Origin of the sequence: Haloferax litoreum (genome assembly GCF_009674605.1) — an archaeon.
Lineage (GTDB): Archaea > Halobacteriota > Halobacteria > Halobacteriales > Haloferacaceae > Haloferax > Haloferax litoreum.
The window spans coordinates 1,677,974-1,698,412 of record NZ_WKJO01000001.1 but is presented as its reverse complement, the minus strand read 5'-3'; the positions used below and the strand labels follow the sequence as shown (position 1 = coordinate 1,698,412).

Sequence of the window (20,439 nt, the reverse complement as noted above, 5' to 3'; positions counted from 1 at the left end):
CTCTGAGGTGGGTTAGTCGGGCACACACCCGACAACTATCCAACAAGCTTATTGCCGGGACCACCGCTTCTCTCCGGCATGAACCCCTCTCCCCGCGCATTCAGTACCGACCCGCCCGATACGACCCGACGGAAGACGGTCTTGTTCTGCCAGACCTGTGGTCGCGCCGGCGACATCGGCGACTGGCCGACAGAGATGAACGGCGAACGCGTCGAGACCATCGACTGTCCCGACTGTGGCACCACGGTCTGGCAAGGTCTGGACGAAGACGACGAGGCGGCGTCCAACCGCGTCCTGACGCCGACTGCGTAGAGTCGCCAACAGCGGTGGCATCGCTCGACACTGGTCTCGAAGGCAGGACTTCACATCCGCGTTCGAATCACACCTTCCTACAGCACCATCACTTCGACGCCGACGGTATCGTAGTCGGTCATCGCCGCCAGTCGCTCGGGAACCTCCTCCAGAGACACCGTCTTGGTCACGAGTGACCCGGGGTCCACCGCGTCGGACGCCAAGAGTGACAGGAGGTCCGTGGCGTCCGTCGGCGGCATGCCGCGCGCACCGAGGAACGACACTTCGTGTCGTGTCATCCAATCGGTCGGGAGCGAAACCGCACCTCGCTCTTCGTCCGTGGTCAATCCGACCTGTACGTGTGTCCCACGCGGCCTGACCGACCGAACGGAGTTCCGACACGTCTCCGCCACGCCCAGCGCATCGACCGAGACGTGTGCGCCGCCGTCTGTGGCGTCACGAACCGCTCCGACTGCGTCGTCTTCGGCCGCGTTCACGAGAACCTCCGCACCGAGGTCTGCGGCCACGTCGAGCGCTTCCTCACGCACGTCGACGGCGACGACGCGCGCGCCGAGGACGTTCGCAACCTGTATTGCCGAGAGACCGACGCCGCCGCACCCGTGGATGGCGACCCACTCTCCTGCACGGAGTCCCGCACGAGCGTCGAGCGCGTTGTACGCGGTCATGAACCGGCATCCGAGCGCCGCGACATCGCGCGAGTCGACGCCGTCCGGGAGTCGAATCGCGTTGTAGTCCGCCGACGGGAGGTGTACCTGTTCGGCGAACGCGCCCTGCGCCGTCTGTTCGAACCCGAGGGCGTGCGGATGGTCGCCCGTACAGACGTTTCCGTGCCCAGTTCGGCAGTACCCACACGACCCGCAGGCGAGGTTGAACGGAAGTGCGACGCGGTCACCTTCTCGAATCGTCTCGACGCGCTCACCGACTTCGACGACCCGCCCAGCAGGTTCGTGACCGAGAATCTGCCCCGGGTCCACTGCATCGTTTGCCCACTCACCGTGGCCCATCCACGCGTGCCAGTCGCTTCGACAGATGCCGCACGCCTCCACGTCGACGACGACACCCTCGGGGTCGAGTGTCGGCGCGGGAACGTCTGTCACGTCGAGTGGTTCACCATGTTCGCGGAGGACTGCGGCACGCATACGCATGGGTCAGCCGGTATCCTACAAAAACTCTCGGCCCCCCGTCACAAACTGCCCCGTCCGACGAGGACGAGGTGACTCACATGAAGTCCGAGAGTCCGGACTGGCCGTCGTCAGTCGCCGACGCCGGTTCGGGTTCACTGTCGTCGCCCCCGTCGTCTCTGTCGAGTACGTCGTCCGTGTCGCCGCCAGCGTCGTCGCCGACGCCGTCTGTCGTCTCGATATCTTCCATCCCGGCGAACGCGCCGCCGGCGTGTTCTTCGACGAGTTCCTCCCGGAGTGTTTCTGCGTCCTCGACGATTGACTGGACCTTGTTCGTCGTCTCACCACTACCGGTGACGAACGAGATGTGCGATTCGTCGAACCCGTAGTACGCCGCCATGGCGACGGTGAGTTCGCGCGGTTTGCAGTGGTGAGTCAGCGCGGAGAGGTACGGTAAGACTTCGCGGCGGGCCGTCGCCATGCTGAATCCGCCCTTCTCCGCAATCTTCCGAACGACGGTGTCACGTGTCTTGTTCCGCGTCGAGCGGTACGGTGCGCCACCGTAGCGCGTCCATCCGCCGCGCGTCCGGTCACGGGAGGCGGCGACGCCGGCAGCGAGGTTGTCCGTCGCGTAGCGCCAGTACGAGTAGTTCTGCGAGGCGCGAACGCGACCAAGCCAGCGGTCGGCGTTGGCGAGGAACTCGTAGGCGCGGGCGAGTTCGTCCGGTTCGTAGACGAGTGAGACCTTGTCCTCTATCCACTTCGTGAGGTCGTCTGGCGTCTCGTCTACGTCGTAGGCGGTGTACAGCGCCTCCTGTGCGGACTTCTCTTTGAGGACCGAATCGAGGAACTCGAAGAGACCGACCGAGCGGTCCCGGTCGCCCATGACAACGTCTTCTTCAGTAATCTGGTCACGCCCTTCGGCGATGGCTTGCAGGTCGTTGACCGCAGAGCGCAGGTCGCCGCTGTTCATGTCGGCGATGCGTTCGAGCGCCGCAGATTCGAATTCGAGACCCTCTTTCCGACAGATGTCGCGGAGGACGGGGACGATAGAACGCGACGAGACGTCGCGGAACTCTATCTCTTGGCAGGCGTTCCGTAGGCCGCGACTCATGTCGTAGAACTCGTTGGCGATGAGGACGATGGGCTGACTCGACGACTTGACGAGTTTCGTCACGGCACTCGCCCCGCCGCGGTCGTAGTTGCCGTGGATGTTGTCCGCCTCGTCGAGGATGACCAACTGCCGGGTGGAGGTTCCCGACGAGGAACCTGCGAGCGTGGCGTTCTTCGCGGCGCGACCGGCGAACCGTTCGATGACGTCGCCGGTTCGCTGGTCCGAGGCGTTCAACTCGACCGTCTCCCACCCCATGTCCGCCGCGAGTGCGTGGGCGGCGGAGGTCTTTCCGATGCCCGGACTGCCGTGGACGACGACTGCCTCCCGGTGGTCGTCCCACGACTTGGCCCACGATGCGAGAGCGTCGCGAGCCTTGTTGTTCCCGCGCACCTCGGAGAGCGTCGATGGGCGGTACTTCTCCGTCCAATCTACCATTACCGGCAGAAGGAACGAGACGCGTTTAGTGGTTCCGGAGCGTCAGTCTCTGCTCACTGCTCGCCCGCGATTCGCCCGGCGAGTCGTCCGGCCCCGACGACGACCGGGACGAAGAGCACAACACCGACGATTCCCGTGACGGTGGCCGTCTTCAGACCGACGAGTCCGGTGCTGAAGAGACGACGATAGAGGGCGAGTGATGCTGGAATCACCACGACGACGGCGGTGACGACGCCCGGCGTATATCCGCGAACGACGAGCGATTGCCCGAGGTGGACGAACGCGTGGGCGAAGTACCCGCCGAGCATCGCGGTGTAGACGAGAATACCGACGCCTGTGAGGTCGGACACACCGGCGATGGTCGCCACGACGAACACGATGCCGACGATGCCGACGGCGATGCTGAACTGTCGCCGTGTCGTCGCGAGCATGTCGACGAGGCGACGCTGGAGTCCGGAAATCTCGTTCGTCTCGACCCACCGTGTGGACCGCCGAGACCATCGCTCGATTGTGAGAATCTCCTCGACGTCGTGGACCAGCCAACTGACCGGGAGAAGCCACATCCACGCGAGGGATTCGGTGGCGACAACGGACGACATCAATCTGCCGTCGTCGACACGTCGCCCGTCGAGAGGTGTGTCGCACCATCGGCATCGTATCCGAGTCGGCCCCGCGTGAGGACGACGAGGAGGATGGCGACGACCCAAACCGCAACGGTGCCCGCGACGAGGACGGCCGTCGCGGCGTCCCCGTTGAGCGCCTCGAACGGGAGGGGGACGAGCGTGCTGTTCGCCGTGTTGAACCCGGCGTGGGCGAGCAACGCGACGAGGACGCTCTCCCCTGTACCGTTGTAGACCCACGTCAGGAGGAACGCGACGCCGACGATGTTCAGGATACGCGCGACGATGAGGGGGAGTTCGGCCAGTAACGACTCCGTCCCGGAGATGGCCGAAGGACCGGTGGCCAGCAGGGGGAGGTGCCAGAACGCCCAGACGACGCCGAGGACGAGCGTCGCCTGAATCGGGGAGTACCGCTCTTGAAGCCGTGGGAGGGCAAAGCCGCGCCACCCCGGTTCTTCGTTCCCGCCGCCGACCAGCGCGACGAACACGAACCCGCTGAGGACCGCCACAACGCGGCCGGACAGCAGGCCGATGTCGACTTCGTGGCCTCCGAACGCGAGTCCGAGACTCGCGAGTGCGACGACCACGAGTGGGAGCGCGAACGCCACGAGGTACCAGCGTGGGGCGACGCGCCAGTGGACGATTTGTCCCGCCCACGCACGGACAGAGTCGCCCGCAAGCCACGTGGCGACGGCACCAGCGAGTGCCGGGCCGAAGCCACCGAGGACGAAACTAATCGTCCGCAAGGGTTCGTCTGCTCCGAGCGCGACCGGTGCCCACGCGAGCCACGAGAATCCGTACGCGAGACCGAAGAACGACGCGACCGGTCTGGCCGCGACGAACTCGCGGATTCGTTGCAGTATCATCGGCGGTTCCTCCGACAGTCGAATCGTGGTGTGTGGTTCATTGGTGTAGTGTACTCTAATGGGTAGTCGAATGCTGTTCAGAGCGGGAGGATGCGCAGTAGCGACAGTTGCCACGCGACGAGTACCGCGGCGAGTGTCACCACGGCGTAGTGGATTCTGACGGGCGTCGTCCAGTAGCTATCGCGCCACGCGAGGGCGGTTGCGACCACCGCCCCGAGTGTCCCGACGAGGGCGACGTACGGGAGGAGTCTCCCCACTCGGAGCGCCAGCGACGGTGAGGCGACTTCGGCGTTGAAGTTCAGCCACGCCAAGACGAAGATGACCACGGTGGCGACCCACAGCAGACTCGTCACGCCCAGTAGCCAGCGAGAGACGCGTTCGCGCTCGCTCGGACGCTCCCGGCCGCGAACACGTCGCCAGACGAACCCTCCGACCCACAGCAGGAGCATAGAGACGAACGCGAGGATACCGCCGGCGAGCGTTCCCTCGACGACGAGTAGCGACTCGTACCACGGGACGCGTTCGTACGTCGCCGGACCGAAGTTCCCGAAGTACAGATGCGTCGCCCGGCCCTCGTCGTCGCGTTGGAAGACGAGTTTCTCCTGTCCGCCGACTTCCTCGTAGACATCTGGTCGGAGTTCGACCCACGTTCGTTGCTCTCCACCGAGTCGTTGCGTCGTGAGATACCCGTTGTCGGCCGTTCCGGCCGTGACCGTGCGCGTCATCACGCCGAGAACACGGTGCCACGACGACTCCGAGACGGTCAACGAGCGGTAATCACCGGTCAGTTGGGCTGCCCGGTCTGCCGCCCCTGCCGGGGGGTCGACGACTGGCGTCTCGGAGCGCGGGTAGTACCGGTCGGTGAACGCTTGCAGAAGTTCGAATCGGGCGTCGTGTCCGCCGGGCGAGTTGTAGACGACGAACAGACCGGTGTCGCGTTCCGGGTAGAGTGCGAGGAGACTCCTGAAGTAAGCCGTGTCTCCCCAGTGGCCGACGATGCGTTCGTCGTTGCGGTCCATCTCGATGAACCCGTATGCCATGCCGTTGAGTTCGGGCGCGTCGGGTGCTTTCACGACGTGCTTCCGATGCATCTCGGCGACGGTGTCGGCTTCGAGGATACGTTCCGAGCCGAACTGTCCGTTGTCGAGATACGCGAGCATGAAGTTCCCCATGTCCGTCGCCGTCGAACGCATGGCTCCGCCCTGTGGTGCGATGCCCCAAATTTGGGGCTCTTGTGCGACGTACTCGCCGTTCTGGTAGACGTACCCGTTCGACAGTCGTGGCTGGAGGCGGTCGGGAACGGGTTGGTCGTAGGTACTGTCGCGCATCTCCAGCGGGGTGAAGATGTTGTCCTCGACGTAGTCTGTGAACGTCGTCTCGTACTCCTCGGCGACGACGTGACCGGCGAGTCCAGCGCCGTAGTTCGAGTAGGCGACGGACTCACCCGGTGGACGGACGCGGTTCGGTTGGTTCTCGGCGAGAACGTCTCCGAGTGGTCGCAGGTCGCTCGGGTCGTCGACGAGCGTCCCGCCGAAGGTGTCCTCGTAGCCAGCAGTGTGAGTGCCGAGGTGTTCGAGCGTAATCGGCTCAGGGTACGTCGGTGGGACAGTGACGGGCGACTCAGTCAGGTAGTCGTTCACGTCTCGGTCGAGTTCGAGTCGTCCGTCTTCGACACCTTGCATCACGGCCGTCCACGTGACGAGTTTCGACGTGGACCCGACGCCGAAGACCGTCTCGTTCGCGACGATAGGTGCCTCGGACTCGACGTCAGCGTAGCCGTATCCCTTGGCGAGAACTACCTCGCCGTCTTGGACGAGGACTACCGCTGCACCGGGCACGTGATACGATTCGAGTTGTGTGGCCATCGTGTCGTCGAGCCACGTCTCGAACTCGTCGGTGTCGATAGAATCGGCGTCAATCTGCGGGGGTCCCGTGGACGTGGCTGCATAGTCTACAGGTGGTGCAGTCGGCCCGGCGACGGAGGCGAGCACGGGCGTACTCGCGACTGCGAGGACCAGTGTGAGGACGACGAGGAGTCGGGTAGGGGCGAGGGTCATAATCTGAATCTTGGTGTGGGGTGTCTCTGTGTGGGAGGAGTCTGTGTCTCTGTGAGGAGGGCCGAACGGAGGGGTGCCTGAAGCGGTGCGGGCGCACCGCGTGACCGGTCGAAACGACCGTCAGTCAGCGCCAGCAGGGGTCGTGTCGGCAGTGGTAGCCTGCCCATCAGTGGACGCCATGAGGTACCCACCGAACGCGACGAGCCACATCATCGGGGGGTAGACAATCATGCGCTCGGTTCCGCCGTGGCCGATTGGGCCGAACACGGCGGTGTTGCCGCCGTCGCCGACGACCATGAGGACGACGAAGACGAGGCCAGCGAGACCCAGGAGGACCGAGAGGACCTTCATCGGACCCTCTGCTCGGGTCGCACTCCCGATTGCCTGCAGGTTGAAGAACAGGAACGCGAGCAACGCGCCGAGGCTGTGGAGGTCAGACGTTCCGAGTGGGAAGAGGCCCGCGACGATGGCCCCGAGGCCGGCGACGCCGAAGAGGGCGAACAACCAGCGCTTGCCGTGCGTCCGGTAGAACGCGTACCCGCCGAGGAGGTTGAACACCCCGACCACGACGAGCGAGACGTTGAACAGCATCGCCGTCTCGGGGAAGACACCGAGGTCACTGATAGCCGCGGCGTTGAAGTCGTATCCGGGAACCATCGCCGCCGCGAGCATGATTACGGTCATGAACTGTGCTGCGAGGGCGAAAAAGAGGACTCCAGCGAGGGACCGGCCGTCGCTGAGTACCGTCCGAATCGCACTGACGCGAACTGTTTCACGCTGCATCTGGGTCATCACTACTCACCAACTGTACAGTCGACGACTATCTCTAAGGAGATATCAGATGGTTCCCACCCCTCAAGAACCGTCACAAGGCGCCTTGGGAGCACGCATCACGAGTTCGTGCTACCACGATATCCGTCTCGTCTCGTACCGAGCATCCATCAACGACCATCCCAGCGCGACCACCGTCGTGAACGCGAGCACAGAAAACACGAGCATCGGGCCGATTTCTCCGATTTGCGCGTAGTACCCAGCGCTGTTGATGACGGCGTAGAGTAACAACCCGAACGCGACGAGGCTAAGCGGGCGTGCCCACACGGTGCCGCGAACGAGGCCGATTCCCGCGCCGAGGAGGGCCACGGCTGTCAGTCCCTCAGCGACGAGGTGTGTAAACATCGAAAATGGCTCTGTCCGGAACTCAGTCGTCTGATTCGTCACGATGAGCCCTCCCCACAGGCCGAGTATCGCGACGCCAACTACCAGCGCGTACACTGCGACGAGTCTCTCCCAGTTCAATCCCAGCCACCCCCTACCTAGAGGCACCGACGCGACAAATAGTCCACACGTGATTCTTACTCCGTGAGAGGACTTGACAGGGCTTACCCACCAGACGAACCAACCCACTACCGAGAGTTCCGATGAAATCCACGTCAGCCCACTCAGGACGCCGATGGAGAACACGAGTGACCGTCGGTGTTCGCCTCCTGTTGGGGCTGACCTACGTCGGTGGCGCTCTCGTCCACGTCTACCTCGGACTCCGGGCACCCGACGTGTACGGCGAGATTACACAGTACATCGTGTTCGACACCTACCGCACGCTCTGGAGCGGTATCGTCCTCCCCAACCTCGACGGACTCCTCGCGATTCTCGTCGTGTTCGAGGCACTCTTGGGAGTCACGCTGCTTCGCGGCGGGAGCGATGCACGTGTGAGTCTCCTCGTCGGTGCCGCGTTTCAACTCGCACTCGCGCCACTCGGATTCTGGTGGGCGACGAACGTCGCCCTCGCACTCGTCCACGTGGGTGTGTTCGTCGCCGGTGCTCCCGAGGATTCACCGACGAGGGTACGACTCGCCGAGTGGAGACGAGAGTGGCTTCAGTAGGTGCCATCCGTCGCGGGAAGATTGACGCTCTCAGAGCGCGTCCACTGTGTGTGACTCCGGACGACTTCCGCAGGTACGTTTCAGACCGATACGACGACGTCGTCGTCGACGAGGCGTGGGGCGAACAGGGCCTCTTTTACAACCCCGGTGGGCGACTCCCTCGCGGAACCTACTTCGTGACCGTCAAAGACCGTGACAGCGAGAACGACGCTGCATCGCACCTGTACCGCGACGGTGTCTGGCGCGTGAACCTCGGCATCGGCGATGCCACCTATCGGCGGTTGTTCGGCGCTCGCCCGGAGCGCCCACCGAAAGGCGGCGTTGTGGACACCGGACACGACTTCACGGCCCTCGACGAACTGCATCCGCATCCAGTCTACGGGTGGGCAGGGTGGGTGAGCATCGTCTCACCGTCCGAAACGACAGTCGAGTCGGTTCTTCGACCACTGCTCGACGAAGCCTACGACCGGGCAGGCGCGCAGTTTTCGAAGCGAGTCTCCGCTGCGAGTGCCACGGCCGGCCAGTAACGAGACAGAGCGACTGTGCAGAGTAGTGTGACTATCGAACACTATTAGTACGAGACTCTCTGAACTACCTGCACACAGATGGCAGGCTACGTCCAGGGACTCCGCGAGAACTGGCAGCAGTTCGTCCTCCAGTTGCTTACGGTGTTCGCCGTCGGACTGACGATTGGGTCGGAACGAAACGTCGTCCCCATCCTCGGAAGAGACGTGCTCGGCGTCGAATCGGTCCTCGTCATCGGGTCGTTCGTGGTGAGTTTCGGGTTCGTGAAGGCCCTCCTCAACCTCTACGGGGGCAAGTGGGCCGAGACGTACGGGAGAAAGCCGATTCTCGTCGCCGGGTGGGTCGTCGCACTGCCGATTCCGCTCGTCCTCATCTACGCGCCGAACTGGTGGTGGGTGACCGTCGGGAACGTCCTCCTCGGCGTCAATCAGGGACTCGCGTGGAGTATGAGCGTCAACGCGAAGATAGACCTCGCAGGGAGTGAACGCCGTGGACTCGCCGTCGGCCTCGACGAAGCCTTCGGCTACGGCGGCGTCGCCGTCGGGTCGTGGGTGACGGGAATCATCGCCGGGCAGTACGGCCTCCGACCCGCACCGTTCGTCTTCCTCGTCGGCGTCGTCCTCGTTGGCCTCGTCGTCGCTCTCTTCTTCGTCGAAGAGACGCTTCCGTACGCCGAAGCAGAGGCGAAGGCGTCGGGGAGCACCGAGGAAGCCGATGCGAACCTCCCGTTCGCCGAGATTTTGAAGCGCGCGACGTGGGGTGACAAGACGCTGTTCGCCGCCGCACAAGCGGGGAGTGTCGAGAAGTTCGTGGACGCCCTCGTCTGGATTGCCTACCCACTGTACCTCACGTCCTCGGGGCTCTCCGTCGTGGAAGTCGGGGGGGTCGTGGGCGTCTACGGCGGTGTCTGGGGCGTTCTCCAGCTCTACACCGGAAAACTCGCCGACGACATCGGTCGCCGTCCACCGGTGGTCGCCGGGATGTTCCTCGCCGGTGCGGGTGTCCTCGCGACGACGTTCGTCTCGGGATATCTCCCGTGGATGGTGACCGCAGGCATCACCGGCGTGGGAATGGCGCTGTTGTATCCGAACTTGATTACCGTCGTCGGCGACGCCGCACACCCGACGTGGCGGGCGACTGGACTCGGCGTCTACCGGATGTGGCGCGACGCTGGCTACGGCTTTGGTGCCATCCTCATCGGCGTCGCGGCCGACCTCGTCTCGGTCCAGATGGCGTTCTACGTCACCGCCGCCGCGATGTTCGTCTCTGGCGGTATCGCACTCGTCTGGATGCGCGAGACGCACCCCGAGTTCGGCGACTACGAATCGTCGGTCGGGACAGAGCGTGGGAGTCCGCAGTTAGACGACTGATTCACCGCTTCGAGAACATCTAACACGGAGTGTGCCCACATATGTCAATGTTCAGAAAACTTATTAACTCGCTCCGAGTGCCATCTGTTCCATGTTCCCCGACGAAATTGTCACCCCGCGGCTTCGGCTTCGTGCCCTGTCGCGGGAGGTTGTCGACCCGTTGGACGCCTACGACTACTTCGCCGCGTCGCGGTCGGACACCATCGAAGAAGAGACGGAGTACGTGACGTGGAATCCCCACCAGACGCCGAAAGAGGCGTTCGACTTCTTCCAGCAGGCCGAAGAACAACACGAGTCGGCGAAGAACGCCATCTACGCCATCTTCCCTCGCGAGGGCGAAGACGGCGCAGGCGAGTTCGCTGGCACGGCGGGGTTCCACCCCGAGTGGGACAACCGCCGCGCCGTCTTCGGGTTGTGGCTCAGAAAGAAGTTCTGGGGCCGCGGCTATTCGGGTGAGCGTGCCGCCGCGTTCTTCGCCGCCGTCTTCGACCTGTTGGACCTCGAAGTCGCGTACGCCGCCGCCCTCCCGGAGAACGACAACTCGGTTCGCGCCATCGAGAAGTACGTCGACCGGTTCGGCGGGCAGTACGACGGCCACTTCAGAAACGACGTGGTCGATATGGACGGTACCCCCCGCGACACGCGCACCTACTCGGTGACGCGCGACCAGTGGTACGACGCCACTGACGGCGAGTACAACGCCGAATTCCGCTGGGAGGGCGACGATGAGTGACTTCTACCCTGAAGTCGTCGAGACGGAGCGTCTTCGACTGGTCGCCCGACTCCCGACGTACCTCGATGTCTACGAGGTGTACGACCTGTGTTCGGCCCCCGAAATCGACGACGTCACCCGGTTCATGCCGTGGTCGCGTCACGAGACTCCGAAGGTGACGAAGGAGTTCCTCGACCGCGGCGAGTCGTCGTGGAACGACGCCGAGAGCGCCGACTACGCCGTCTACACGCGCGAGAGCGAAGATGGCGGTGGCCAACTCGCTGGGTTCGGTGGCCTCCACACGAAGTGGGACCGTCGAGTCGGCCAACTGGGCCTGTGGATTCGACCACAGTTCTGGGGCCGTGGCTACTCCGGCGAACGGGCGGCGGCGCTCGTCGCACTCGGGTTCGACGTTCTCGACCTGGAAGTCGTCGAAGTCTCACACGTCGCCGCGAACGAGAAGTCACAGCGAGCAATCGAGAAGTACATGGGCGCGCTGGGCGGGCGTCTCGACGGCCGTGACCGGAACAGTATCATCGTCGACGGCAACCCTGTCGACGAACTCCGGTACAGTGTCTCCCGTGAGGAGTGGCGGGAGACGACCGGCGGCGAGTACGACGCCGAGTTCTACTGGGACGCGAGCGACGTCCTGTAAGTCGGTCTCTCAGTTCTCCGGCAACGTCCCAGAGACGACGCGACCACCTTTCAGCACGGCCGACGGGTCGTTCAGAACCGTGAGGTCCGACAGTGGGTCGTCGTCGAAGACCAGCAAGTCGGCGTGAGCGTCGGGTTCGACGACGCCGCACCCCTCTAGGCCGATGGCGTCTGCGGCCGTCTCGGTCATCGCCCGGATGGCATCGATTGGGTCCATCCCGTGTTGCGCCATGAACTGTATCTCCGAGGCGTTGCCGCCGTGGTAGTTGAAGGGCGTCCCCGCGTCGGTGCCGCCGGCGATGGTGACGCCCGCGTCGACTGCCTTCCGGAACGATTCGAGGTGTCTGTCGTAGACGAAATCCACTTTCGACACGTCCTCTCTGGTCGCCGCTTCGGTGTTGCGGGAGATGTGGTACGGGGCCGAGAGCGTCGGGACGAGCGTCACGTCGTGTTCGAGAAACAGGTCGACAGCCTCGTCGTCGAGGAACGTGCCGTGTTCGACCGTGTCCACACCCGCTCTGATGGCGGCTTTGATTCCGTCGGCACCGTGGGCGTGGGTCGCCGTGTGGACGCCGCGTCTGTGGGCTTCGTCCACGAGGGCGTGGAGTTCCTCGTCGGTGAGAGCGACTGCTCCCGGGTCGCTCCCCGGCGTCGTCACCCCACCGGTCGTCATGAACTTGATGAAGTCAGCACCGCGTTTGACCTGCTCTCGAACCGCCCGACGAGCGTCGTCCGCGCCGTCTATCTCGCGACCCATGTGGTGGCCGTGCCCGCCGGTAATCGTGATGGACCGGCAGTTGGCGACCATCCGTGGCCCCGGCACGTCGCCTGCGTCGACGGCCCGTTTGAGGACGACATCGATGTCGCGTGCCCCCATCACTCGAACTCCGGTAACGCCCGCTTCGAGCGTCTTGCGGGCGTTCCGTGCTTCGACCAGTGTGAGTTGCGGCGTCGATAGTGCGACGACGTCTTCGACGCTCCGCTCTCCGGACAGCGAAAAGTGGACGTGCGCGTCGACCAATCCGGGTGTAACCGTCTTCCCGGAGAGGTCGACGACGCGTTCGTGGCGGTTCGGGTCGAGGTCACCGACCGAGACGATGCGTCCAGTCTCGGAGTCGACTCGCACGTCTCTCTCGTCGGGGGAGCGCCCGCCATCGATAACTCGGCCGTCGCGGAGCAGCATGCTACCCGGTATCGGGCCACAGGACTTGAACGTGCCCCCTCCACCAGTGGTTTCGGCTACCTCCGAGTGATGGGACCACCCCACACGACGGCCACGAGGTATTTATCCGAGACAGACGACCGGCCCGACACCATGTCAGTGGCACCAGAATCGGTCTCCGAATCGTCACAATCGACACTCCGAACCGCCGGTATCGGGGGACTCTTTGGCTTCGGCACCGCCGTCCTCGCGTATCTGGCGACGTACCTCGTCACCGCCGCTCCCATCGAGAATTCGACGGCGAGTCAGGTTCTCGAAGCCCTCGGGTCCGACCTCGCAACGTGGAAAGTCGTCGGGTGGGTGTTCCTGAACGCCCACGGTACCACGACGACGTTTCCGGGACTCTTCGGGACCACGTCCTCGGCCAACCTCATCGAGAGTGTCGAGGCGTTCTCTCCGGCCCTCTACGTCGTTCCGGTCGTCGCGTTGCTCGCCGCAGGGGCCGTCGTGGCCATCGTCAGTGGTCAGTCGTCCGTGAAATCCGGTGCACTCGCTGGGGCGACGACGGTACTCGGCTACCTGCCCGTCGCACTCGCGGGAATCGTTCTGTTCACCGTCTCGATTGGCGACGCTGTCGCTCGCCCGGACCCAGTGACCGCCGCGCTCCTCGCCGGAGCGGTGTACCCGCTCGCATTGGGTTCCTTCGGCGGAGGACTCGCCACAGCACTTCGATAGCGTCGGAAAGCACGCTCTGTTACCGGCAGAGTGGACCCGCCCACCCCTCGCTCAGAGGTCCCGAGCGACGAGTTCGCCCCAGTGGTCGAACCCGTACCGGTCGTAGAACGCTCGCGCTCTGTCGTTCGCTTCGTCCACGTCGAGGACCATCCGGTCCAGTGGGAGGTCCTGTGACCGCGCGTGGTCGAGAACGGCCTGCATGAGTTCGTCGGCGACGCCGGTCCCTCGGTACGCTGGCGCGAGGAATATCTCGTTGAGAACCGCCGCGTCCCAGATGAACGTCATCTCCTCGGGGAGCACGAAGGCGTAGCCGACGAGTTCGTCCGTCTCGCCGTCTGTCGTCGCTTCCGCGACGACGACACATCCGGGGTCGTCGGTCGAACAGCGTTCGACCCACGTGAGATACCGTGTTCGGTAGTCGTCGGTGAGTTTCGCTTCGTATTTGGAGCGCTTGTCGTCGCCACCGGTTCCCTCGCCGATACCGAGTTCGAACCCGCGCTTGAGTTCCCAGAACGCCTCGGCGTCCGCCGGGTCGTAGGGACGAACCGCCACGCCGTCGGGTGTGTCGCTCATGAGAGGCGGTGCGCCGTCATCGGTTATGAACCCTCGGAGTCGAGAGTGTCGTCGCGGAAGCGACGACGAACCTTACTGCACTGGGGGTTGGACCCGTTCGAGGAGCAGTCGCCCCGCGACGACGCCCCCGCCGAGGACGACGAGCATGAGTTCCAGACCTGACGAGGCAAGCGGTGCGATTCGTTCGACGTTCTCGGGTTCAGCACCCGGAGAGGGGTCCACGACAGTGCTGTAGTGGAGTGTCTGGGTCGTCGGCGGTGGCGACTCGGGGTGGAGTTCGACGAACGTCTGGACGAATCCGCGCGTGTTCGACCACAGTGCCTCCCCGTTGATGGCGTAGAAGGTGTCGTGGAGGGGGTAGAAGGCATTGACACCGTTCGAAAAGAGGTCCGGCATGATACCGCCGCCGAGGAGCGCAGCGATTGCAACCCACGCGACGACGACGCCGCGGATGCCCCACCGCTCACGAATTACCGACTCGTCGCGGAGACGCGTGTCGTAGACGACGAGTGCGACGAGCACCAACGGCAAGAAGAGCGTGTGCAGGAGTGACCGATGGCTTCCGGGAACGAGTGTACTCGTGAACGAGTCGAGGTCCGGAATCATCGCTGCGACGAGGACGACAGCGAGACTCCGCGAGTCGAACCAGCGACCGAGAAGTGCCACCCCGACGAGGCCGCCGACGGCGACGTGAACGAGGGTCGATGGCATACCACACAGTCTCCATCGGACGAACTTGAGGTTTCCGTGGGGTTCACTCGGATTCGCTTCGCTTGGTCCTGTCGGATTTCGTTATTCCTGATACTTTTTCGGAGCCGTGCTGAATAGAGCGCGCATATGTATCAGTATCAAAAGGGTGCGTTCGTATTAGAAAGATCATCTTGACGACCATCACGTATTAGTTGCTCATCAGTAATTTTCGAACGAATGGTCTCCCGCGAACATCAAATATTCATTCTGTTCGGAGTTCTCACAATTGGGGTACTCATCGCAATTCATCTGTTTACCGATTCACCAATGTGGTTGAGAATTCTCGTAATTATCGTCGGTGGAGGTATCCTCCCTCGTCTCGTTCGGGATGCGGTTACTACGTAGGGCAACACGTTCTTTCTCGCGAGTACATCTGCTACGTACACCCTCTGTCTGTGTCACGCCACACCTGTCAAATTCTGAGTATCTCCACAGAGTCCTCCACTTCTATCCTCAGCGAGTTCGTCAGGCGACGACTACCACTTTCGACACTCTTTTGCGGTGGACTCCCGCACGTTACCCCATGTCTTACCCGCCCGTCGTATGGAGGTGCGGCCGATGACCGCGGCCCCACGCGACGACCTCGCCCGCCGAATCGCGGGAGAGATAACCCTCTCTGACGACCCCGGTGCGACGCTCAGAAAGTGGCGTACCGACTTCGACATCTCACAGACTGCCCTCGCCGAGCAACTCGACGTCTCGTCGTCGGTCGTCTCGGACTACGAGAGTGGCCGCCGCGAGAGTCCCGGCATCGGCGTCATCCGTCGGATGGTCGAAGCACTGCTCGACATCGACGAGGCGCGAGGCGGCAGTCGCATCCGACAGTACGCGCGCGTCCTCTCCGCAGGGTTCGAAAGCGACATCGTCCAGGACCTCCGCGAGTACCCGACTTCTATCCCGCTGGACACGTTCTACGACGCCATCGGGGCGACCAAAATCGTCGACGGCGACCAGGACCGAATCAGCGGTCACACCGTCATCAACAGTATTCAGGCCATCACGCGCCTCTCATCGGAAGAGTTCTACCGACTCTACGGCCAGTCCACGAGTCGCGCACTCGTCTTCACCGGCGTCACTCGTGGCGAGTCCCCACTGGTCGCGATGCGCGTCGTCACGCCGACGCCGAACGCTGTCGTCCTCCACGGACTCACTGAAGACGAACTCTGGGAACACGCCCCGTCGCTCGCGACTATCGACGGATTCGGCCTCGCGGTGACGAACCGCGACTTAGAAGAGATGCTCGAAGACCTGCGGAAACTCCCGTAACGTCGCTCCGACCGCTGCGGTTCTCTCGACTTTGCCCGGTTCTCGTGAGTATCTTCGAGAGTGCGAAAAAAGCCGAAAGGCGCTCGCGTGGTATGACCGGTATGGAGTTCCAAGAACTCTCAGCCTACCTCGACGACGAACTGGCGTACCCGGTCGATATCGACGGCGTCGTCGAACGAATCGGTGACGTCGAAGTCGACGCGCCGGATGTCGAGGATTCTGAGACTATCGAGACGATTCTCACACCGCTCGGGACGGCGACGTTCGACTCCGCGAACGACCTGTACACGACGATTATCGGGAACCTCAGCGACGATTACATCGGGCGAAAGTTCTACGACGACCGCGGAGGCGACCCGGCGGAGTCGTGGACGGCACTTCCCGACGAAGTTCGGTCGTTCTGAAGCCGAGTTCAGTATTTCACCACAGGATAACTCACCGACGCCGAGTCGGAGCAAATCCACGTCGAAGCAGTCGGTGGCCTCGTCGAGAGATACGACGTCGGCGACTGACGACCATCGTCGCACCAACGCGAGGACACCTCGCAGGCGGGGCCACGTTCGCTCATCCACACTGACGCGAGGAGGTCACCACGAAGAACGTACTGACCGCGATTGTGGTCAAGAAGAGAGAAGTGGTCGCTCGGTTGCGGCCTCAGAGACCCGGTTGTCGTGTGAACGCGGCGGGTCGCGTTACTCCACGTACTCGTAGCGACGCTCGTTCATGCGACCCCAGCCAGTGAAGACGAACTCGCCTTCGGGTTGGGTGAACTCCTCGACTTCGATTTCCTTCTCGTGGTTGTGCACGTCGTGGATGAGTTCGTAGTCGTCGAACGAAATCTCGGTTCGCTCTGCGAGTTGGGAGTCGACGTCGACTGCCTCGATTTCGTCGAGCCACGTCTCCTGAACCGTCTCGGCGTGAATCTCGGCCTGTGCGCCAGAGCCGTAGGAACCGACGAGGAGCTTCTTGCCGGTCATCTCCTTGCCTTCTTCGGCGGCCGCCTTCAGCGCCGACAGACGCGCGATGTGGACGGACCCAGTGTACCAGTTACCGACGCGGCTAGAGATGTCGAGCGTCGGTTCGATGACGCGGGTGTACCAGTCGCGGTACTGTTCGGTCGTCTTCAGGTCGTCCATGTAGGCGCGGATGGCCTCTTCGTAGTCGTCCCACGTCTCGAAGTCGTCCTCACGTGGCTGACGACCGATTTCGCTGGCGAGGTCGTCTTCGATTTCCGTCCCACGGCTCATGTGACGGAACCCGAGGAGCGCGGCCTTTCGGACCATGCCGGGGAACGGCGTGTGGAACGGGATGTACTCGAAGTCGTCGGGGTGGGTTCGACCCGCGACGCTCTCGTAATCTTCGAGGGCCTCGCGCATGCGTGCGAGGTAAACCTGCATGGAGCGCTTGCCGTCGACGGACGGGAACTGCTGGTTCGGTTTGAGGAAGTCCGTCTCGTCCATGCTGCCGTAGCCCTGCTCCGTCGAGAGTTCGACGAGGTCAGGGTCTTCGTCGATGAGCATCGCGACGGCACCGGCACCCTGCGTCGCCTCGCCGGGGTCACCACGTTCGTAGAGTGCGGTGTCGGTTGCGATGACGAGTGCTGCACGGCCACGGTTGCGTCCGGCCTTAATCCAGTTGTACGCGTCGTCGAGGCTCTGGGTCCCCGCGATACACGCGAACTTGCGCTCGCCCTTGTTCGCGTGGCGGAAGTCGCCCTCGAACACCTGTTCGAGGCAGCCCGAGATGTACGTCGACACCGGCTTGGAGTTGTCGAACGCGGATTCGGTCGCCACGTCGATGCGGCCGATATCCTCAGGGGTGAGACCCTTTCGCTCCATCAGCGCCTTGGCGGCGTTCGCTCCCATCGTGACGATGTCCTCGTACACGTCGGGGAACGACGACGTATAGAGGCCGAGGCCCTTGGTGTACTTCTCTGGGTCTTCGCCCTTCACCGGCGCGAAGGTGTTGGGGAGGTCTAAAACCAGTTTACCCGTCCGAATCTCGATGGCGTCGATGCCGACGGAAGTCATGGATGATTCTTCAGAGTGGGGGCATATGGTTTTGTCGATAGGGAGTTACGTCGTTCGTCGAATACTCAGGCCTCTTGCTCTATGAGGTCGAAACCTACGGTGATTGCCCACCGGAATAGTCGGTTCCGGAATCATCGACCGTCCCACCGGCCGTGTACGTGACCCCGTCGTCGCCAGAGACCACCGCGTTCCGGATGACGATGTTACCACCGGCGTCCAGCGTAATTTCGCCTTTATTACTCGCGTCAAGCGTCGACTGGCTGGCAGTGATATTTCCGCCGGCATCTACCGAGATGTCACCCTGGTTCTGCGTCCGAACCGTGGTTCCGATTGCCGAGATACTCCCACCGGCGGTAATCGACACGTCCGCGTTCGATCCGGACGTTTCGAGGGTTGCACCGTCGATGACGACCGAATCAGCCGCGGTTATCACTATCTTGTCCCCGTTCCCACTCGATTGGGCGGTGAAGTTCGGTTCTAAGATGATGTTCTTCGCGTTTAGGTTGATGGTGTCTGCCGTCACGTCGCTCGCGTCCTGTTCGACGTACAGGTCCACGCTTGAGTTGTCGAACTGGCCGTCACTGATGTCGACTGCTTCGCCTGCGTCTTGGACACCGTTTTCGTTGGTATCTTGCCATGCATCTCCGGACCCCCCGCCACCGCCGCCTCCAGTCGCCGAGACAACTTTGACGTGGAGGGTATCAAACGACCCACCTGCCGTTGCGTACGCTGTCGCAACGCCGTCTACGACCGAAATTGTCGTGGTCGCGACACCGCTCCCATCGGTCACATCCGTATCTAATCCACTTGTCAACACCGACGAATCGTTCGTCGCGAAGTCGACACTCACGTTCGCGACCTGGTCACCACTGTCGCTGTCCACCACGTCGACGACCCCGTCGACCTGTGAGATGCTACTGCTGTCGACGACGACCGTGTCGTTCGCACTGTAGTAATCGACCGCACTCCCGCCGGCCGCATCCATCGCGCCCCCGTCCCACGTCACGTCATATGGTCCAGACGTTCCAGTACCCGGGCCAGTGCCAGCACTGTTAACGACGACGTCGGCGTTCGCTTCCTGACGGCGAGACGCATCGAAGGGGTCAGTCGCAGGGTTGCGGTCGATGCTCGCTTGCACTGTGTACGTCCCTGCTGTCGGTGAGTCGAGCGAGACGGGTATCTGCCCCCGAGCGTCTGTTCGAAGCCCAGTGAGTGCGGACCCCGTCTCTCCCTGTGCCGAGAGCGTCGTTGCAGGGAGCACCGTCGCGTTCAGTGTCGCACCACTAACCGGATTGTTGTATTGGTCTCGGACCTCGAACGTCACCGACGAACTACTCGAATCCACGACCGTAAGATAGTGTGCCGACGGGGTGTTGCCACCTGACCCGACCCCAACATTCCCAATCTGGAGATTGTAGGTCTCACCGCGTTCCATGACCAGGACGACGCTATCGCCAGTTCCGTTGCGAACATCGTGGACGTAGGCGTCGTTCGAGTCGTCACCCGACCCGTCTAATTCCCCAGATTCGTCCAGAATCGACTCCCAGTCGGCCGTCGAGAGTTTCGTCGGCACGGTAATCGTCACGTTTCGATCGGAAGAGTTGTTGGTAACCGACACCGTCCGCAGCGCTGGACTCACCGCCCGTGCGTCGAACGTCGCGGTCCCGACACCGTTTTCGGAGTAGTTTCCGGAGACGAGAACCAGCGATATCGACCGGCCGTCGACCAGCGTCTGCTCAGTGAGCGTCCCGTTGTACCCGTTCTCGAATCGATTGTACGCAACAGTGTTCTCGTAGACCGTTGACGGCGAGTTCTGGAGTACGTTGTAACTCGGCCGGTACTCTACCGAGTTCGTCGTGAACGAGAGGGCGTCGTCGGTCACGTAGTCGTCTGTCTCGTCTTCACTCGTACTGACGTTCGAGATGGCGACGATGCCAAGTGTGCGTGTTTCGAGTGTCCCTGTGACAGGTCCTGGATTGACGAACAGCGCCCGACTCGGATAGCGCGTGCCGAGTGTGACAGTTGCTGGGCGGGTCGTTGACTCGGCCGCGCTCTCGATGAGGGTGCCACGGAGCGAGACGAAGTCGTCGTGAACGTCTTGATTGTGTTGGAACTCGACTTGCTCGTTCTGGTTCGGGACGACGGACGCCTGGTACATCGACATCGAGATGACGATGATTCCGAACAGCAGCACTGCTCCGACTTGGACAGTGACTGCGCGCTCGTCCCCCCGGAAGGTCATATAATCCGAAGGTAA

General features: G+C 63.0%; 21 protein-coding genes. 9 read left to right on the top strand and 12 right to left on the bottom strand.

All coding sequences use genetic code 11. From position 1 onward, the window contains the following. Positions 1 to 78: 78 nt before the first annotated feature. Positions 79 to 312 (top strand): hypothetical protein, encoded by a 234-nt coding sequence (locus GJR96_RS08695; protein WP_151162584.1) that lies wholly within the window; start codon positions 79 to 81, stop codon positions 310 to 312. A gap of 77 nt (positions 313 to 389) precedes the next feature. On the opposite strand, the gene GJR96_RS08690 is transcribed toward GJR96_RS08695, so the two are convergent. The 7 genes from GJR96_RS08690 to GJR96_RS08660 all read right to left on the bottom strand — a co-directional run bounded on the left by GJR96_RS08690 (position 390) and on the right by GJR96_RS08660 (position 7,821). Beyond that, positions 390 to 1,451: a zinc-dependent alcohol dehydrogenase family protein gene (locus tag GJR96_RS08690; RefSeq protein ID WP_151162583.1), complete on the bottom strand. Its 1,062-nt coding sequence runs from the start codon at positions 1,449 to 1,451 to the stop codon at positions 390 to 392. A gap of 79 nt (positions 1,452 to 1,530) precedes the next feature. Continuing rightward, on the bottom strand, positions 1,531 to 2,982 hold the full coding sequence (locus tag GJR96_RS08685) for a replication factor C large subunit (protein WP_151162582.1): 1,452 nt from the start codon (positions 2,980 to 2,982) through the stop codon (positions 1,531 to 1,533). A gap of 53 nt (positions 2,983 to 3,035) precedes the next feature. Continuing rightward, a complete protein-coding gene (locus tag GJR96_RS08680; protein ID WP_151162581.1) occupies positions 3,036 to 3,581 on the bottom strand; it encodes an HXXEE domain-containing protein in 546 nt (181 codons plus the stop codon). Continuing rightward, positions 3,581 to 4,468: a CPBP family intramembrane glutamic endopeptidase gene (locus tag GJR96_RS08675; protein ID WP_151162580.1), complete on the bottom strand. Its 888-nt coding sequence runs from the start codon at positions 4,466 to 4,468 to the stop codon at positions 3,581 to 3,583. Before GJR96_RS08675 ends, GJR96_RS08680 begins: the two co-directional genes overlap by 1 nt. Positions 4,469 to 4,545: 77 nt before the next feature. Further along, complete coding sequence (locus tag GJR96_RS08670) at positions 4,546 to 6,525, bottom strand: serine hydrolase domain-containing protein (RefSeq protein ID WP_151162579.1); 1,980 nt, start codon at positions 6,523 to 6,525, stop codon at positions 4,546 to 4,548. Between the two features lie 120 nt (positions 6,526 to 6,645). Next, the gene (locus GJR96_RS08665; RefSeq protein WP_151162578.1) at positions 6,646 to 7,317 is read right to left on the bottom strand and encodes a DUF998 domain-containing protein; all 672 of its coding nucleotides are present in this window, start codon (positions 7,315 to 7,317) and stop codon (positions 6,646 to 6,648) included. Positions 7,318 to 7,428: 111 nt separating this feature from the next. After that, positions 7,429 to 7,821 carry a hypothetical protein gene (locus GJR96_RS08660; RefSeq protein ID WP_151162577.1) on the bottom strand — a complete coding sequence of 131 codons (393 nt, stop codon included), beginning with the start codon at positions 7,819 to 7,821 and terminating at the stop codon, positions 7,429 to 7,431. Between the two features lie 167 nt (positions 7,822 to 7,988). Between GJR96_RS08660 and GJR96_RS18490 the strand changes: the two genes are divergently transcribed. The 5 genes from GJR96_RS18490 (at position 7,989) to GJR96_RS08635 (ending at position 11,667) form a co-directional block, all read left to right on the top strand. After that, entirely contained in the window at positions 7,989 to 8,405 is a 417-nt protein-coding gene (locus GJR96_RS18490) for a hypothetical protein (protein ID WP_151162576.1), read from the top strand. 50 nt (positions 8,406 to 8,455) lie between these two features. Beyond that, positions 8,456 to 8,932: a DUF6194 family protein gene (locus GJR96_RS18485; protein ID WP_151162575.1), complete on the top strand. Its 477-nt coding sequence runs from the start codon at positions 8,456 to 8,458 to the stop codon at positions 8,930 to 8,932. A 78-nt stretch (positions 8,933 to 9,010) separates the two neighbouring features. Then, positions 9,011 to 10,300: an MFS transporter gene (locus GJR96_RS08645; protein ID WP_151162574.1), complete on the top strand. Its 1,290-nt coding sequence runs from the start codon at positions 9,011 to 9,013 to the stop codon at positions 10,298 to 10,300. Between the two features lie 91 nt (positions 10,301 to 10,391). After that, a complete protein-coding gene (locus GJR96_RS08640) occupies positions 10,392 to 11,033 on the top strand; it encodes a GNAT family N-acetyltransferase (RefSeq protein WP_151162573.1) in 642 nt (213 codons plus the stop codon). Continuing rightward, entirely contained in the window at positions 11,026 to 11,667 is a 642-nt protein-coding gene (locus tag GJR96_RS08635; RefSeq protein ID WP_151162572.1) for a GNAT family N-acetyltransferase, read from the top strand. The genes GJR96_RS08640 and GJR96_RS08635 overlap by 8 nt, the downstream gene beginning before the upstream one ends. Positions 11,668 to 11,676: 9 nt before the next feature. Here the strand turns inward: GJR96_RS08635 and GJR96_RS08630 are convergent, their stop codons facing one another. After that, positions 11,677 to 12,849 carry a metal-dependent hydrolase family protein gene (locus tag GJR96_RS08630; RefSeq protein ID WP_151162571.1) on the bottom strand — a complete coding sequence of 391 codons (1,173 nt, stop codon included), beginning with the start codon at positions 12,847 to 12,849 and terminating at the stop codon, positions 11,677 to 11,679. Between the two features lie 132 nt (positions 12,850 to 12,981). Here GJR96_RS08630 and GJR96_RS08625 point away from each other — a divergent pair, with 132 nt between their 5' ends. Then, a complete protein-coding gene (locus tag GJR96_RS08625) occupies positions 12,982 to 13,563 on the top strand; it encodes a transporter (protein ID WP_151162570.1) in 582 nt (193 codons plus the stop codon). Between the two features lie 51 nt (positions 13,564 to 13,614). On the opposite strand, the gene GJR96_RS08620 is transcribed toward GJR96_RS08625, so the two are convergent. Continuing rightward, positions 13,615 to 14,136, bottom strand: a complete 522-nt coding sequence (locus tag GJR96_RS08620; protein WP_151162569.1) for a GNAT family N-acetyltransferase — start codon at positions 14,134 to 14,136, stop codon at positions 13,615 to 13,617. A gap of 72 nt (positions 14,137 to 14,208) precedes the next feature. Next, complete coding sequence (locus tag GJR96_RS08615) at positions 14,209 to 14,847, bottom strand: metal-dependent hydrolase (RefSeq protein WP_151162568.1); 639 nt, start codon at positions 14,845 to 14,847, stop codon at positions 14,209 to 14,211. Between the two features lie 597 nt (positions 14,848 to 15,444). On the opposite strand from GJR96_RS08615, the gene GJR96_RS08610 reads away from it, so the two are divergent. Both GJR96_RS08610 and GJR96_RS08605 read left to right on the top strand, forming a co-directional pair. Continuing rightward, positions 15,445 to 16,152 carry a helix-turn-helix domain-containing protein gene (locus tag GJR96_RS08610; protein WP_058571772.1) on the top strand — a complete coding sequence of 236 codons (708 nt, stop codon included), beginning with the start codon at positions 15,445 to 15,447 and terminating at the stop codon, positions 16,150 to 16,152. Between the two features lie 101 nt (positions 16,153 to 16,253). Further along, complete coding sequence (locus tag GJR96_RS08605) at positions 16,254 to 16,556, top strand: DUF5789 family protein (protein ID WP_151162567.1); 303 nt, start codon at positions 16,254 to 16,256, stop codon at positions 16,554 to 16,556. 288 nt (positions 16,557 to 16,844) lie between these two features. Here the strand turns inward: GJR96_RS08605 and hmgB are convergent, their stop codons facing one another. Then, complete coding sequence (gene hmgB / locus GJR96_RS08600) at positions 16,845 to 18,182, bottom strand: hydroxymethylglutaryl-CoA synthase (RefSeq protein ID WP_151162566.1); 1,338 nt, start codon at positions 18,180 to 18,182, stop codon at positions 16,845 to 16,847. 94 nt (positions 18,183 to 18,276) lie between these two features. After that, positions 18,277 to 20,424, bottom strand: a complete 2,148-nt coding sequence (locus GJR96_RS08595; protein ID WP_151162565.1) for an Ig-like domain-containing protein — start codon at positions 20,422 to 20,424, stop codon at positions 18,277 to 18,279. Positions 20,425 to 20,439 lie beyond the last annotated feature (15 nt).